This is a genomic window from Brevundimonas diminuta (genome assembly GCF_050310045.1).
Classification (GTDB): Bacteria; Pseudomonadota; Alphaproteobacteria; order Caulobacterales; family Caulobacteraceae; genus Brevundimonas; species Brevundimonas diminuta_F.
Map to the genome: position 1 here is coordinate 2915001 of NZ_CP190005.1, position 16184 is coordinate 2931184.

At 68.2% G+C, this 16184-nt stretch carries 13 protein-coding genes (1 of these 13 only partly in view); 12 read left to right on the forward strand and 1 reads right to left on the reverse strand.

The annotated features are described in order from the left end of the window. The 9 genes in view from ACORJG_RS14000 to leuB are tightly spaced (at most 31 nt apart) and all read left to right on the forward strand, a layout consistent with a single transcriptional unit that may run on beyond the window. Positions 1-913, forward strand: partial view of a dihydroxy-acid dehydratase gene (locus tag ACORJG_RS14000; protein WP_427789921.1) — the 3' portion only. Its footprint begins 830 nt before the window's first position; the window shows 913 of its 1743 coding nt (coding positions 831-1743); the start codon falls outside the window, past its left edge; it ends in the stop codon at positions 911-913. 12 nt (positions 914-925) lie between these two features. Further along, positions 926-1939, forward strand: coding sequence for a ketol-acid reductoisomerase (ilvC, locus tag ACORJG_RS14005; RefSeq protein ID WP_200168347.1), 1014 nt, complete (start codon positions 926-928; stop codon positions 1937-1939). A 31-nt stretch (positions 1940-1970) separates the two neighbouring features. After that, positions 1971-3677, forward strand: a complete 1707-nt coding sequence (gene ilvG, locus ACORJG_RS14010) for an acetolactate synthase 2 catalytic subunit (protein WP_427789924.1) — start codon at positions 1971-1973, stop codon at positions 3675-3677. Positions 3678-3679: 2 nt separating this feature from the next. After that, positions 3680-3931: an ACT domain-containing protein gene (locus tag ACORJG_RS14015; protein WP_253110946.1), complete on the forward strand. Its 252-nt coding sequence runs from the start codon at positions 3680-3682 to the stop codon at positions 3929-3931. Continuing rightward, the gene (locus tag ACORJG_RS14020; RefSeq protein ID WP_427789926.1) at positions 3931-5181 is read left to right on the forward strand and encodes a 2-isopropylmalate synthase; all 1251 of its coding nucleotides are present in this window, start codon (positions 3931-3933) and stop codon (positions 5179-5181) included. Before ACORJG_RS14015 ends, ACORJG_RS14020 begins: the two co-directional genes overlap by 1 nt. Continuing rightward, positions 5165-6139 (forward strand): branched-chain amino acid transaminase, encoded by a 975-nt coding sequence (locus ACORJG_RS14025; protein WP_303698512.1) that lies wholly within the window; start codon positions 5165-5167, stop codon positions 6137-6139. The genes ACORJG_RS14020 and ACORJG_RS14025 overlap by 17 nt, the downstream gene beginning before the upstream one ends. Continuing rightward, on the forward strand, positions 6126-7586 hold the full coding sequence (gene leuC, locus ACORJG_RS14030; RefSeq protein WP_427789927.1) for a 3-isopropylmalate dehydratase large subunit: 1461 nt from the start codon (positions 6126-6128) through the stop codon (positions 7584-7586). The genes ACORJG_RS14025 and leuC overlap by 14 nt, the downstream gene beginning before the upstream one ends. Then, positions 7579-8181, forward strand: coding sequence for a 3-isopropylmalate dehydratase small subunit (gene leuD / locus ACORJG_RS14035; RefSeq protein WP_427789929.1), 603 nt, complete (start codon positions 7579-7581; stop codon positions 8179-8181). Before leuC ends, leuD begins: the two co-directional genes overlap by 8 nt. After that, on the forward strand, positions 8181-9296 hold the full coding sequence (gene leuB / locus ACORJG_RS14040) for a 3-isopropylmalate dehydrogenase (RefSeq protein ID WP_427789931.1): 1116 nt from the start codon (positions 8181-8183) through the stop codon (positions 9294-9296). Before leuD ends, leuB begins: the two co-directional genes overlap by 1 nt. Positions 9297-9352: 56 nt before the next feature. Here leuB and ACORJG_RS14045 read toward each other — a convergent pair whose 3' ends face one another. Next, positions 9353-9946, reverse strand: coding sequence for a TetR/AcrR family transcriptional regulator (locus ACORJG_RS14045; protein ID WP_427789933.1), 594 nt, complete (start codon positions 9944-9946; stop codon positions 9353-9355). Between the two features lie 163 nt (positions 9947-10109). Between ACORJG_RS14045 and ACORJG_RS14050 the strand changes: the two genes are divergently transcribed. From ACORJG_RS14050 to ACORJG_RS14060, 3 genes are read left to right on the forward strand one after another with little or no spacing between them, the layout of a single operon-like run. Next, on the forward strand, positions 10110-11297 hold the full coding sequence (locus ACORJG_RS14050) for an efflux RND transporter periplasmic adaptor subunit (RefSeq protein ID WP_427789934.1): 1188 nt from the start codon (positions 10110-10112) through the stop codon (positions 11295-11297). 30 nt (positions 11298-11327) lie between these two features. Continuing rightward, positions 11328-14597, forward strand: coding sequence for an efflux RND transporter permease subunit (locus tag ACORJG_RS14055; RefSeq protein ID WP_427789936.1), 3270 nt, complete (start codon positions 11328-11330; stop codon positions 14595-14597). A gap of 1 nt (position 14598) precedes the next feature. Then, entirely contained in the window at positions 14599-16038 is a 1440-nt protein-coding gene (locus tag ACORJG_RS14060; protein WP_427789938.1) for an efflux transporter outer membrane subunit, read from the forward strand. The last annotated feature ends 146 nt before the right edge of the window (positions 16039-16184 follow it).

Consider the following 16184-nt stretch of genomic DNA (forward strand, 5'->3'; position numbering starts at 1 on the left):
CGGATCGACCAACGCCGTCATGCACCTGACCGCCATCGCGGCAGAGGCGGGCGTCGATTTCGGTATCGAGGACTGTCACCAGGCCTGCGTCGAGGCGCCGGTCATCTGCGACCTGAAGCCGGGCGGGCGTTTCCTGGCCTCGCACCTGTATGCGGCCGGCGGCACGCGTCTGGTCGCCCAGCGTCTGGCCGAGGCGGGCAAGATCGCCAACGTCCCCACCGTCTCGGGCCGCAGCCTGTTCGCCGAAGCGGGCGACGCCGAGGAGCAACCCGGCCAGCAGGTCGTCACCAGCATGGACGCCCCGGTCATGGCGCGCGGCTCCTACGCCGTCATCTATGGCGATGTCGCGCCTGAAGGCGCCGTCATCAAGCTGACCGGCCACAAGGTCGATCGTTTTGAAGGCCCCGCCGCCGTGTTCGACTGCGAGGAAGACGCCTTCCACGCGGTTCAGGACGGCTCGGTCGGCGAAGGCGACGTCATCATCATCCGCTACGAAGGTCCCAAGGGCGGGCCAGGCATGCGCGAGATGCTGCAGGTCACCGCCGCCCTGAAGGGCCGCAAGGTGGAGAACGTCGCCCTGCTGACCGACGGCCGCTTCTCGGGCGCCAGCTACGGCTTCGTCGCGGGCCACGTCTCGCCCGAGGCGGCGGCGGGCGGCCCGATTGCTCTCATTCGCGATGGCGATCCGATCGTCATCGACGTCACCAACCGAAGGATCGATGTGCTCGTCGATCTGGAGGCGCGCCGGGCGGACTTCGCCCCCAACCGTATCCGCCCGGCGCAAGGCGTTTTCGCAAAGTACCGCGCCGCCGTCGCCTCCGCCTCGCAAGGGGCCGTGACCATTCCCAATCCGCCGCCGGCCCAGATCCCCGCCGATCTGGCCGCCCGCTCCACCGAAACCGCTGCTTCCTAAGGATCTCCTCCCATGGCCATCACCATCTACACCAATGAAGACATCAAGCCGGGCGCCATCGCCGGGCAACGCATCGCCGTCATCGGCTACGGCTCGCAAGGCCGCGCCCACGCCCAGAACCTGAAGGATTCGGGCCACGACGTGATCGTCGGCGTCCGTCACGGCGGCACGGGCTGGAAGCACGCGACCGAGGACGGTCTGGCCACGGCCGAGCCCGCCGAAGCGGTCAAGGACGCTGACATCATCGCCATCCTGACGCCCGACATGATCCAGAACGAGATCTATCGCGACGTCATCGAGCCGAACGCCAAGCCTGGCTCGGCCCTGCTGTTCGCCCACGGCTTCTCGATCATCTACGACCGCATCACCCCGCGCGACGACATGGATGTCATTCTGGTGGCGCCCAAGGGACCGGGCGATCTGGTCCGCCGCGAGTTCGCCCGCGGTCGCGGCGTCCCCTCCCTGTTCGCCATCGAGAAGGACGCGACCGGCAAGGCGCGCGACCGCGCCATGGGCTACGCCAAGGGCATCGGCGGCGCCACCGGCGGCCTGCTTGAGACCTCCTTCCGCGAAGAAACCGAAACCGATCTGTTCGGCGAACAGGCCGTCCTGTGCGGCGGCGCCAAGGAGCTGGTCATCCAGGGCTTCAACACCCTGGTCGAGGCCGGCTACCAGCCCGAGATCGCTTATTTCGAATGCCTGCACGAGCTGAAGCTGATCGTGGACCTGTTCTACGAAGGCGGCATATCCAAGATGCACCACTTCATCTCGGAAACGGCCAAGTGGGGCGCTGTCGCCAGCGGTCCGCGCGTCATCACCGACGAAACCCGCGCCCGCATGAAGACCGTGCTGGACGAGATCCAGAGCGGCCAGTTCGCGCGCGAATGGATCGCCGAGAACGAGGCGGGCAAGCCGAAATACGAGGCCCTGCTGACCGAGGACCGCGCCAGCCAGATCGAACAGGTCGGCGCCCGTCTGCGCGACCGAATGGCCTGGCTGCAGACGGCCAAACAGGCCGCCGCCTGAACCTCTATATATATAAAGAGAGACTGATCCGATGAGCGCCGCCGCGCCCGCCCTGAAAACACCCCCCGCCCCGGCCGTCATGACCGGCGCGCGCCTGCTTGTCTCCAGCCTGGAGCGAATGGGCGTAGAGGTCGTGTTCGGCTATCCCGGCGGCGCCATCATGCCGATCTACGACGCCCTGACCGGCTCGTCGCTGAAGCACATCCTGGTGCGCCACGAACAGGCCGCCGCCTTCGCCGCCGACGCCTATGCGCGCCTGAGCGGCAGGGTCGGGGTCTGCATGGCGACCTCCGGCCCCGGCGCCACCAATCTGATCACCGGCATCGCCAACGCCATGATGGATTCGGCGCCGATGGTCTGCATCACCGGCAATGTCCCCCAAGGAGTCATGGGCACCGACGCCTTCCAGGAGATCGACATCCTGGGCGTCACCCTGCCGATCGTGAAACACTCCATCCTGGTCCGTGACGCCGCCGAGATTCCGGCCGCCATCGAACAGGCCTTCCACATCGCCGCCTCGGGCCGCCCCGGGCCGGTGCTGGTCGACCTGCCCAAGGACGTCCAGTTCGCCGAAACGGTCGCCCCCTTCGGCTTCAACATTCCCAATGAGACGACTGAGGCCGACCCCGACGCCATCGCCGAGGCCGAGCGCTTCATCCGCGCCGCCCAGCGCCCGCTGATCTACATCGGCGGCGGGGTGAAGATCGGCCGCGCGACCGAGGCCCTGCGCGTCTTCGCCGAGACCACCGGCATTCCCGCCGTCGCCACCCTGAACGCCCTGGGCACGGTGCCGACCGACGCGCCCGGCTTCCTGGGGATGCTGGGAATGCACGGCACGCGCGCGGCCAATGAGGCGGTTCAGGCGTCCGACCTGCTGATCGTCATGGGCGCCCGCTTCGACGACCGCGCTACCGGCAAGCTGGCCGAGTTCGCCCCTCACGCACGCGTCGTCCACTTCGACGTCGACGCCTCCGAGATCGGCAAGCTGCGCGAGACCCACGTCGCCGTCGGCGGCGATATCCGCCCGGCCATCGAGGCCCTGACCGAACGCCTGGCGGCGGCCCCGCTGGCCATCGACCCGTGGGTCATCCGCTGCGCCTCCGCGGCCGAGCGCCACGCCGCCCGCTATGACGCGCCGGGCGAAGGCGTCTACGCCCCCGCCCTGCTGAAGCAGTTGTCCGAAATGGCGGGCGACCGCTTCGTCGCCGCGTGCGACGTCGGTCAGCATCAGATGTGGGCCGCCCAGCACTGCCGCTTCGCCCGGCCCGAAGCCCACATCACCTCGGGCGGCCTGGGCGCGATGGGCTTCGGCCTGCCCGCCGGTCTGGGCGCCCAGATGGCCGACCCCGATGCGATCGTCGTCACCATCGCCGGCGACGGCGGTTTCATGATGAACGTTCAGGAGCTGGCCACCCTGCGCCGCTATGGCGTGCCGCTGAAGATCGTCCTGCTGGACAACTCATCGCTGGGTCTGGTGCGCCAGTGGCAGGAGCTGTTCTTCTCGGAGAACTATTCCGAGATCGACCTGTCCGACAATCCGGACTTCGTGAAGGTGGCCGAGGCCTTCGGCATCGAGGCCTTCCGTATCGCGCAACGCGATCAGGTCGAGGCCGGTCTGGCCCGCCTGCTGGCTGCCAAGGGCGCCTGTCTGGCCCACGTCGTCATCGACCCCAAGGAAAACGTCTGGCCGCTGGTGCCGCCGGGCAAGAGCAACGCTGAAATGATGGAAGGCGCATAATCATGAGCGACACCATTCACATCCACATCGACCGGGCCGACGGCTCGCTTCAGCGTCTTATCGGCCTTGTGGAGCGCCGCGGCTTCCACATCGACGGCATCAACATGGCGGATGAAGGCGCGATGCGCCGCATCGCCCTGACCGTTCGCGGGCGCGACGCCGCCCGCTCCATCGACACCCTGGGCCGCCAGATCGACCGCCTGATCGGCGTCGCGCGCATCCAGGCCCAAACCTTCCAGTCCGAGGCTGCGTAATGTCCCGAGTAGAACGCGTATCCAGAACCGCCGAGATCGCGGCGTCCGATCCCAACCGCGTCATCATCTTCGACACCACCCTGCGCGACGGCGAACAGGCCCCCGGCTTCTCCATGTCGACCGACGCCAAGCTGGCGATGGCGGCCGTGCTGCGCGATCTGGGCGTCGACGTGATCGAGGCCGGTTTCGCCGCCGCCTCGCCCGGCGACGAGGATGCGATCCGCCGCGTGGCGGGCGAGATCGAGGGACCGGTCTTCTGCTCCCTGTCGCGCGCCAATGAGAAAGACATCGACGCCTCGCATCGCGCCCTGTCGACGGCGCCGGCCTCGCACCGGCGCTGCCACATCTTCCTGGCCACCAGCCCCCTGCACCGCTCGGCCAAGCTGCGGATGAGCACCAATCAGGTGCTGGAGTCTATTTCGCGCACCGTGGAATACGCCGCCTCCATGTTCGCCGATGTCGAGTTCTCGGCCGAGGACGCCTTCCGCACAGAACCGGAGTTTCTGGTCGAAGCTTTGATCGCCGCCGCCGATGCGGGCGCCCGGACGCTGAACGTGCCGGACACCGTCGGCTACGCCATGCCCGAGGAAGTGACCAAACGCTTCGCCTGGCTGAGCGAACAGATTCGGCCGCGTCATCCCGACGTGATCTTCTCGACCCACTGCCACAACGACCTGGGCCTGGCCGTCGCCAACTCCCTGGCCGCGGTCGAAGGCGGCGCCCGTCAGATCGAAGGAACCATCAACGGCATCGGCGAGCGCGCCGGCAACGCCTCGATCGAGGAGGCCATCATGGCCCTGCGCACCCGCGCCGACCGCTTCGGCGTGTCGACGGGGACCGATGCGCGCCAGCTGGTCCGCGCTTCGCGCACCCTGTGTGAAGTGACCGAGAGCGTCATCGCCCGCAACAAGGCCATCGTCGGCATGAACGCCTTCGCCCACGAGTCCGGCATCCACCAGCACGGCATGATGGCCGACAGCCGCACCTATGAAATCATCCGCCCGCAGGACGTGGGCTTCGACGGCACCAGCTTCGTTCTGGGCAAGCACTCGGGCCGCCACGCCGTGGCCAAGCGCGCCGAGGTGCTGGGCCACACGCTGGAGGGCGAGACCCTGGCCGCCGTCTTCGCCGGCTTCAAGCGCCGCGCCGACGAGATCGGCGAGATCAACGACACCGAACTGACGGCCATCATCAACGCCGCCGCCCCAACCGAGACCCGACAGGAACGCGCCTATGCCGCCGCTGGCTAAGAACATCTGGATCAATGGCGAGCTGATCGCGTGGGAAAAGGCCACGGTTCACGTCATGAGCCACGCCCTGCACTACGGCACCTCGGTGTTCGAGGGCATCCGCGTCTATGACACGCCGAACGGCCCGTGCGGCTTCCGCCTGACCGACCACATCCGCCGCCTGTTCGACAGCGCGCGCATTTACCACTTCCCCATGCCTTATAATGAGGACGAGCTGGTTCAGGCCTGCAAGGACGTGGTGCGGGCCGAGGGTCTGCGTTCGGCCTATCTGCGGCCGCTGGCCTTTCTGGGCGAGTGCGGCATGGGCGTCAGCCCTTCGGCCGAGACGATCCGCAGCGATGTGATGATCTCAGCCTTCGCCTGGGGCGCCTATCTGGGCGAAGAGGCGCTGGAGAAGGGCGTCGACGCCTGCATCTCCAGCTGGAACCGCGTGGCGCCGAACACCGTCCCGGCGGGCGCCAAGGCGGGCGGCAATTATCTGTCCTCCTATCTGATCGGGCGCGAAGCCCGCGTGCGCGGCTTCGGCGAGGGCATCGCCCTGGGCGCCGACGGCCTGCTGTCCGAGGGCGCAGGCGAGAACCTGTTCATCGTCAAGGACGGGGTGCTCATGACCCCGCCCGCCGCCGCCTCCATCCTGCAGGGCATCACCCGCGACAGCGTGATGAAGCTGGCGCGCGGCCTGGGCTATGAGGCGCGCGAACAGGTGCTGCCGCGCGAAGCCCTCTATGTCGCCGACGAGGTCTTCATGACCGGCACGGCGGCCGAGATCACGCCCGTCCGCTCCATCGACGGCATCATGACCCGCGCGGGCGGCCCCGGCCCGGTGACCAAGGCGGTCAACAAGGCCTTCCGCGGCCTGTTCGACGGCACGACGCCCGACCGCTTCGGCTGGCTGGAGCCCATCGGCGAGGCCGAAAACGCCGCCCCGGCGAAGGAGCGCGCGCATGAGCCAGCCTAAAACCCTGTATCAGAAGGTCTGGGACCGGCACGTCGTCGTGCCGGAAACCGCCGAGACGCCGGGCGTCATGTATGTGGACCTGCATCTGGTCCACGAAGTCACCTCGCCACAGGCCTTCTCTGAGATCGAGGCGCGCGGGCTGAAGGTCCGCCGCCCCGACCGCACCTTCGCCACCCTGGACCACTCGACCCCCACCCTGCCCGCCGGACCGGATGGCCAGCGCCCCTATGTCACCGAACAGGCGCGTCGTCAGGTCGAGACGCTTGAAGCCAACTGCGCCCGTCATGGCGTCGAGCTGGCGGGTTGGGGTTCGGATCAGCGCGGCGTGGTTCACGTCATGGGGCCGGAGCTGGGCCTGACCCAACCGGGCATGACCGTCGTCTGCGGCGACAGCCACACGGCCACCCACGGCGCCTTCGGCGCGCTGGCCTTCGGCATCGGCACCTCGGAAGTCGGTCATGTGCTGGCGACCCAGTGCCTGCTGCAGCGCCGGGCCAAATCCATGCGGGTGACGGTCGACGGGCGTTTACGTCCCGGCGTGTCCGGCAAGGACATGGCTCTAGCGGTCATCGCCGCCATCGGCTTCGGCGGCGGCACCGGCTACGTCATCGAATATGCGGGCGCGGCCGTGCGGTCGCTGGACATGGAAGGGCGCATGACCCTGTGCAACATGTCCATCGAGGCGGGCGCCCGCGCAGGCATGATCGCGCCGGACCAGACCACCGTCGACTGGCTGCGCGGCCGCAGACATGTCCCCGCCGACTATGAGGCCGCCGCCGCCGACTGGCTGAGCCTGGCCACCGACCCCGGCGCGGTCTTCGACAAGGAGGTCGTGCTGGACGGCGCCGCCATCCGCCCGATGGCCACCTGGGGCACCACGCCGGACGCCGGCGCCCCCGTCGGCGCGCCCGTGCCGCAGCCGCGCTCGGCCTCGGACCAGAAGGCCATCGACTACATGGGCTTCACGGCGGGCGAGGCGACCACCGGCCACAAGGTCGACGTCGTCTTCATCGGCAGTTGCACCAACGGCCGCCTGCCCGACCTGCGCGCCGCCGCCGACGTCCTGCGCGGCCGCAAGATCCAGCCGGGCGTGCGGATGCTGGTCGTGCCCGGATCGGAGGCCGTGCGCCGCGACGCCGAGGCCGAAGGTCTGGACCGGGTCTTCACCGAGGCGGGCGCCGAATGGCGCATCCCCGGCTGCTCCATGTGCATCGCCATGAACGGGGACTTCGTCGCGCCCGGGCAACTGGCCGTCTCGACCTCCAACCGCAATTTCGAGGGCCGGCAGGGCAAGGGCGCCCGCACCATCCTGGCCAGCCCCGCCACCGCCGCCGCCAGCGCCGTAGCCGGTGTGCTGACCGACCCGCGCGTCTATCTGTCAGGGGCCGCTCCCCTCAAGCAGTCGAGCGCGGCGCGCGAGACGGTAGGGGAGACTCAAAATGTCTGAAGCATTCAAAACGCTGACGTCGAAGACCCTGACGCTGAGTCAGGCCAACATCGACACCGACCAGATCATCCCCGCGCGCTTCCTGACCACCACCACGCGCGAGGGTCTGGGCGCCCACGCCTTCTACGACTGGCGCTATGAGGCCGACGGCTCGCCCAAGCCGGAGGCGGTGCTGAACCGCATCGACCCGACCGAGCAGCGCATCCTGCTGGCTGGGCCGAACTTCGCCTGCGGCTCGTCGCGCGAGCATGCGCCGTGGGCCTTGCTGGACTACGGCTTCCGGGCGGTGATCTCGACCGAGATCGCCGACATCTTCACCTCCAACGCTCTGAAGAACGGCTTTCTGCCCATCGTCGTCGATCAGGCCGTCTGGGACGATCTGGCCGCCCATCCGGAACAGCCCGTCACCATCGATCTGGACGCCAATGAGATCCGGCGCGGCAACGCCCCGGCCGTGCCGTTCAAGGTCGAGTCCTTCGCCCGCCAGTGTCTGCTGGACGGTGTCGACGCCCTCGGCTGGCTTCAGTCGAAACTGCCTGACGTGACCGCCTTCGAACACCATCGCAACGACGCCTATCAGCCGGAGACCGCCTGATGACCGCCCATGAAACGCCCGCCGCCCGCACCTTCGACATCGTCGTCCTGCCCGGCGACGGGGTCGGTCCCGAAGTGACCCTGGCCGCCCAGCGGGTGCTGACCTGCATCGGCGACATCTACGGCCACCGCTTCAACTTCACCGAACATCTGATCGGCGGCGCCGCCATCGACGCCACGGGCGAGTCCCTGCCCAAAGAGACCAAAGCCGCCTGTCTGGCCTCCGACGCCGTGCTGCTGGGCGCGGTCGGCGGGCCCAAGTGGGACGGCGCGCCGGTCCGTCCCGAACAGGGTCTGCTGGCCATCCGCAAGGCCATGGGTCTGTACGCCAACCTGCGCCCGCTGCAGGTCTCGCCCGTGCTGGCACACCGTTCGCCGCTGAAGAAGGAGATCGTCGAGGGCGTCGACCTGATCGTCTTCCGCGAGTTGACCAGCGGCGTCTATTTCGGCGAGCGCACCCGCACCGAGACCCAGGCCTCCGACCTGTGCGTCTATACGGTCGAAGAGATCGAGCGCGTCGCCCGCGCCGCCTTCCAGGCCGCCGAACAGCGCCGCGGCAAGGTCACTTCGGTCGACAAGGCCAACGTCATGGAGACCAGCCGCCTGTGGCGCGAGGTCGTGACCCGCATCCATGCCGAGGAATATCCGCAGATCACCCTGGAACACGCCCTGGTCGACTCCATGGCCATGCACCTGATCCGCAAGCCGCGCGAATACGACGTCATCCTGACCGAGAACATGTTCGGCGACATTCTGTCGGATGAGATCTCGGTGCTGGGCGGTTCGATCGGCCTGCTGCCCTCAGCCTCGCTGGGCGCGGACGGGCCGGGCCTGTTCGAGCCGATCCACGGCTCGGCGCCGGACATCGCCGGTCAGGATCTGGCCAACCCCGTCGGCATGGTGCTGTCGGCGGCGATGATGCTGCGCCACAGCTTCCAGCTGGAGGACGAGGCCGACTCCATCGAGGCGGCGGTTGCGGCCGTGCTGGCATCCGGCGCAGTCACTGCCGATCTGGGCGGAGAGTTGGGCACGGTCGCCGCCACGCGCGCCATCGTCGACGCCATCCGCGCCATCCACTGGGCGGCGGCGCGTCATGTGCCGATGCACTGGGCCTGAAGCCCCTAACTGTAAAGAAGACAGGAGGCGGGCCGTTCGGTCCGCCTCTCTTCAATTCAGCCGTCGATCAGGCCCTGCAGAGCATTGGCCATGCGACGGGTCAGGGAAGCCTTCTGTTTCTCGTCAAGACTGGCGAAACCGTCGGACAATTCACGCCCGATCGCCATGCCCATGATCAGGCCCGCCGTCAGACGGGCGCGCACCGGCGCATCCGGGCCGCCGATCCACTGGGTCAGCGGTTCGAAAAAGCGCGCGTTCGACGTGCGCTGAACCACATCCATCGCCTTGGCCGAACCGATTGAGCGCAACAGGATCAGCAGACCCCGCATCTTGGCCGCGCCGTCATGTTCGTCGCACGGCGCGATGTCGCCATAGACGATCTCGCGGGCCAGACGTTCGCCGAAGTCGGCCCGGTCGCCGTCCATCAGGTCGCGGCCGTTCTTGCAGCTGTCCATGACCGCCACGAACAGATCTTCTTTCGAGCCGAAGTAACGGCTGATCAGCGCCGCATCGACCCCCACGTCGCGCGCCACGTCGCGCATGCCGACGTCATCATAGCTTTCCGCGCAGAAACGCTCGCGCGCCGCCTCCAGTATAGCCTGGCGGGTGGCGTTGGCGTTACGCGGTCGGGGAACGTCGCAAAGGACCAATTGGTCGCACTCCAATAAACCTTACGGTCTATATGGCCTTGTCATCAGACGTTGACAAGCGCCGCCTGCGTCGTCTTTAAGTCAGCCAGTGTTGACTGGACGCATCCTCCCCATAGTGCGCACAGTCCCTCCTGATCACGTTACTCCCGAGGAGATTGCGCCGATGCGCACGGTTAAGATCGCGGCCGCGTCCGCTTTGATGGCGGCTGCTCTCTATGGCTGTTCCAAGGGACAGGACGCGCCCGAACAGGGCGCGCCGCCCGTCACGGTGGCCGCGCCCCTGTCGCAACAGGTCGTAGACTGGGACGAGTTCACCGGCCGTTTCGAAGCGCCGCGCAGCGTCGACGTGCGGGCGCGTGTGGGCGGTTATATCCAGTCCGTCCATTTCAAGGACGGCGATCATGTCCGTCAGGGCCAGCTGCTGTTCACCCTGGACCCGCGTCCGGCCCAGGCCGCCCTGGCCTCGGCCCGCGCCCAGCTGGCCCAGGGCCAGGCGCAGCTGACGCTGGCCCGCACCGAACTGGCCCGCGCCGAGGGCCTGCTGGCCTCGCAGGCCGTGTCCCAGGCTGAGGTCGACGCCAAGCGCGGCGCCGTCCAGACCGCCGAAGCCGCCGTGGCCGCCGCCAACGCCGCCATCCGCGCCCGTCAGCTGGACGTGGAATTCACCCGCGTCACCGCGCCGATCTCAGGCCGCGTATCCGACCGCCGCGTGGATCCGGGCAACCTGGTCGGCGGCGGTTCTTCCGCCGGCGACATCCTGACGACCATCGTTTCGGCCTCGCCGATCTATTTCGTCTTCGACGGTTCCGAAGCCCTGGCGCTGAAGTATCAGCGCGACGCCCGTCAGGGCGCAGCCCCGATCCGCATCCGCCTGCAGGACGAGACCAGCTATGACCGCACCGGCGTGCTGGACTTCACCGACAACGCCATCGACGCCTCTTCGGGGACCATCCGCCTGCGCGCCGTGGTGCAGAACGCCGACGGCTTCCTGAAGCCGGGCATGTTCGGCCACGCCCAGCTGGCGGGCTCGGACGGTTACGCCGCCATGCTGGTGCCGGACGCCGCTGTCGTCACCGATGGTCCGCGCAAGGTGGTCTATGTCGTCGCCAAGGACGGCACGGTCACCGCCAAGCCGGTCCAACTGGGCCCGCTGGCCAACGGCCTGCGCGTCGTGCGTACGGGCCTGACGCCGGACGATCGCGTGATCATCAACGGCCTTCAGCGCGCCCGTCCGGGCCAGAAGGTCACGGCCCAGAACGGAACCATCAAGGCCGAGGAAACCAAGTCCCAGGCGCCCGTCACCACGGCGCCCGTCGCTTCGTCCGCCACCTTCGTCTCCAGCGCCGGCTGAGGAGGGGGCTCACGGGCCGGAACCTGATTCATGAACATATCCCGCTTCTTTATCGACCGACCGATCTTCGCGATCGTGATCTCGGTCTTCATCACACTGGTCGGCGCCTTCGCCATGCCGCTGCTGCCGCTGGCGCAGTATCCGGAGATCGCGCCCCCGACCATCGGCGTGACCGCCTCCTACGCCGGAGCCTCGGCCGAGACCCTGTCCGAGACGGTCGCTGCGCCGCTGGAGCAGGAGATCAACGGCGTCGAGAACATGCTCTATATGACCTCGTCGTCCACCTCGGACGGTCAGGTGAAGGTCACCGTGACCTTCCAGCCGGGCACCAATCTCGACACCGCCCAGGTGCTGGTCCAGAACCGCGTCGCCCTGGCTGAGCCGCGTCTTCCGGCGCAGGTCCGTCAGGTCGGCGTGGTCGTCAACAAGGAGTCCTCGGGCTTCCTGATGCTGGCCTCGCTGACGTCGGACGACCCCGGCATCGACAGCGACTATCTGGGCAATATGGCCCAGTCGACGATCCGCGACCGCCTGCTGCGGATCGACGGCGTGGGCGGCGTCATGGTCTTCGGCGGCGGCAACTACTCCATGCGCATCTGGATCGATCCGGCCAAGGCGGCCGCGCGCGATCTGACGGCGCCGGAAATCGTCGCCGCCCTGCAGGCCCAGAACATTCAGGCCGCCGGCGGTTCGATCGGCCAGCCCCCCTTCCCGACCAGCGCCGCCGCCTTCGAGCTGCCGGTTCAGGTCGAAGGCCGCCTGTCGGCCCCGGAAGAGTTCGGTCAGGTCGTCATCAAGACCGACGCTCAGGGGCGCGTGACCCGCGTCAACGACATCGCCCGTATCGAGCTGGGCTCGGAAATGTACGGCGTCGAGGGCTATTTCGACGGCCAGCGCGGCGTCGGCGTCGCCATCATCCAGCAGCCGGGCTCCAACGCCCTGTCGACGGCCACGGCCGTCATCGCCGAGCTGGACCAGATCAAGGCCGACTTCCCGCCGGGCGTGAAATACGCCATCCCCTATAACCCGACGGAATACGTCGCCGCCTCGGTTTCGGCCGTGGAGCACGTGCTGATCGAAGCCGTCTTCCTGGTGATGATCGTCATCCTGGTCTTCCTGCAGACCTGGCGCGCGGCCATCATCCCGATCCTGGCCATCCCGGTCGCCCTGGTCGGCACCTTCGCGGTGCAGCTGGCGCTGGGCTATTCGATCAACTCCCTGTCGCTGTTCGCCCTGGTTCTGGCCGTCGGCATCGTCGTCGACGACGCCATCATCGTGGTCGAAAACGTCGAGCGTTACATCCGCGAAGGCCTGACGCCCAAGGAAGCGGCCTACCGCTCGATGCAGGAAGTGTCCGGCGCCCTGGTCGCCATCTCCCTGGTGCTGACGTCGGTGTTCGTGCCGACCGCCTTCGTGCCCGGCATCCCCGGCATCTTCTTCCGCCAGTTCGCCGTCACCATCGCCTCGGCGACGCTGATCTCGCTGCTGGTGTCGTTGACGCTGTCGCCGGCCCTGTCGGCCCTGCTGCTCAAGCCGCACAAGGACCATGACCATCACCGAAAGCCGGGCCTCTTGGGCACGGTCGCCTATTACGTCGGCTGGGCCGGAGCCAGGTTCAACGAAGGCTTCGACTGGGTTTCGGACCGCTATGGTCGCATGACGGGCCGCCTGATCCGCATGACAACCCTGATGCTTGTCGTCTACGCCGGTCTTCTGGCGTTGACGGGCTGGCGCATGGCCGACACCCCGACCGGCTTCATTCCCGACCAGGACCAGGGCGTCCTGATCGGCGTGGTCCAACTGCCGCCCGGCGCCTCGCTGGAACGCACCAAGGCCGCGATGAACAGGGCTGTGGACATCGTCAAAAAGACCGACGGCGTCCTTCAGGTCACCGCCTTCGCCGGTCTGGACGGCTCCAGCTTCTCGCTGTCGTCCAACGCCGCGACCATGTTCATCAAGCTGGACGACTATGAAGACCGCACCCGGCCAGAACTGAAGGCCGCCGCCCTGGCCGGCGCGCTCAGCGGCGCCACCGGCGTCATCGAGGAAGCCACCATCTTCATGCTGTCGCCCCCGCCCGTTCAGGGCATGGGCACCGGCTCGGGCTTCAAGATGATGATCCAGGACCGCTCCGGCGCGGGCTTCAAGGCCCTGGAAGGCGCGACCTTCGCCATGATGGGCGCCGCCGCACAGGCGCCCGATCAAGTGCAGCAGGTGTTCAGCCTCTACAACACCGGCTCGCCGCGCATCGCCGCCAACGTCGACCGCGACAAGGCCCTTTTGATGGGGGTCCAGCCCTCGGCCGTGTTCAGCACCCTGGGCACCTACCTCGGCTCGACCTACGTCAACGACTTCAACTTCCTGGGCCGCACCTTCCGCGTGACCGCCCAGGCCGAACCCGCCTATCGCGACAAGCTGGCCGACATCGCCAACCTGAAGGTCCGTTCGGCCTCGGGCGGCATGGTGCCGGTCGGCGCGGTGACGACCCTGGCCGACGATTCCGGTCCGTCGCGCGTGGTCCGCTACAACCTGTTCCCGGCTTCGGAACTGCAGGGTGAAGCGGCGCCGGGCGTCTCGACCGGCAGCGCCATCGCCGCCATGGAGCAGCTTGCGGCCCAGACCCTGCCCGACGGCTTCGGTTACGAGTGGACCGAAATCGCCCTGCAGGAGAAGGCGGCGGCCGGCGGGTCGACCATCATCTTCCTGATGGCCGTGGTGTTCGTCTTCCTGGTGCTGGCCGCCAACTATGAGGCCTTCACCCTGCCGCTGGCGGTCATCCTGATCGTGCCCATGTGTATTCTGGCGGCGATCCTGGGTGTGAACCTGCATGGTCTGGACAACAACATCCTGACCCAGGTCGGTCTGGTGGTCCTGATCGCGCTGGCGGCCAAGAACGCCATCCTGATCGTGGAGTTCGCCAAACAGGCCGAGGACAACGACGGTCTCGACCGCTGGCAGGCCGCCGTTCAGGCCGCCCGCCAGCGCCTGCGGCCGATCCTGATGACCTCGTTCGCCTTCATCTTCGGCGTGCTGCCTCTGGCCATCGCCTCGGGCCCCGGCTCGGAGATGCAGAACGCCCTGGGCATCGCGGTGGTCTATGGGATGCTGGGGGTGACCTTCTTCGGTCTGATCTTCACCCCGGTCTTCTATGTCCTCTGTCGCTGGGTGGCCGCCAGGCTGCCCAAGGCGCCGGGCAAGGATCGCGAACTTCCGACCAGCTTCGGCTCCACGCCGCACGACCCCTTTGACCCCGACGGCCCGGAACCGGTCCCCGCCGCTCCGCGCCAGGGAGATGCGTAAAATGAACGGCAAACTCCGCACTCTGCTGACCGCCGCGGGGTCGGCCGCCCTGCTCGCCGCCTGCGCGGTGGGCCCCAAGGCGCCGCTCCCCACCCTCCCGGCCGAAGGCCAGGGCGCCTTCATCGGCTCGCAGTCCGCCTCGGTTTCGACCGCGGCGGCCCGCGACGACTGGTGGCGGCTGTATCAGGACCCGACGCTGGACGGCCTGATCCAGCAGGCCCTGACCGAGAACAACGAGCTTGAGGCGGCCGCAGCCAATCTGCGCGCCGTCCGGGCCTCGCTGTCCGAAGCCCGCTCGGGCCGGTTCCCGACCACCACGACCTCGGCCGCCTATAACCGCAGCCGCGCCTCGACCGACACCGTGCCCACGGCCAACGGCGCCAAGCTGCCGGAGGTCGACACCTATGACGTCGGCCTCGACGTGGCCTATGAGATCGACCTGTTCGGTCGGGTGGAATCCTCCATCCGCGCCGCGCGAGGCGACGTGGCCGCCGCCGCTGCCGCTCTTGAAGTCGTGCGGGTGAGCGTCGCGGCTGAAACGGCACGGGCCTATGCCGACACCTGCTCGGCCAACGCCCAGATCGGCGTGGCCGAACGGACCATCAGCCTGCAGACCCAGACCGTCGACCTGACCCAGCGCCTGCTGGACGGGGGCGCCGGCAATGGTCTGGACGTGGCCCGCGCCCGCGCCGCCCTGGAGCAGACCCGCGCCAGCCTGCCGCCCCTGCGGGCGGCGCGCGACGGCGCCCTGTTCCGTCTGGCGACGCTGACCGGCCGCACCCCGGCCGAGGCCAGCGAGGCCGCCCGCGCCTGTCAGGCCCCGCCGCAGCTGTCGCAGCCGATCCCGATCGGCGACGGCGCAGCTCTCCTGGCCCGTCGCCCTGACGTGCGTCAGGCCGAGGCGCGTCTGTCGGCGGCCGCCGCCCGCGTCAACGTCGCCACGGCCAGCCTGTATCCCAGCATCCGCCTGGGCGGGTCGGTCGGCACGACGGCGCTGGATTCGTCGAACCTCGGCGAAAGCGCCAACATGCGCTTCAGCGTCGGCCCGCTGATCTCCTGGTCCTTCCCCAACGTCTGGGCGGCCCGGGCGCGGATCAAGCAGGCAGGCGCCCAGTCGGACGCGGCTCTGGCGACCTTCGACCAGACCGTTCTGACCGCGCTTCAGGAGACCGAGACGGCCCTCAGCGCCTATGGCAATGAACTGGACCGCCGCACGGCCCTGCGCACAGCACGCGATCAGGCGGCCACGGCGGCACGCCTGTCGCGCCTGCGCTTCGATGCGGGCGCCGACAGCTTCCTGACCGTGCTGGACGCCGAACGGACCCTCGCGGGCGCCGACGCGGCCCTGGCCGCTTCTGAGGCTCAGGTCACCACCTACCAGATCAGCCTGTTCAAGGCGCTGGCGGGCGGTTGGGATCAGGCCCCCGATCCTGAAGCCTGATCTTCGGTTCCAGGCTGAAATCGAGACGCCCGGCTGGTTCGCCCGCCGGGCGTTTTCTTTGGCGCTTCTTCTGGTGACGCCCAGCCAGGGCGAATACTGTTCAAAAGACCACCAGTCAAAGTTCATCAGAATGAATAATCATCGCC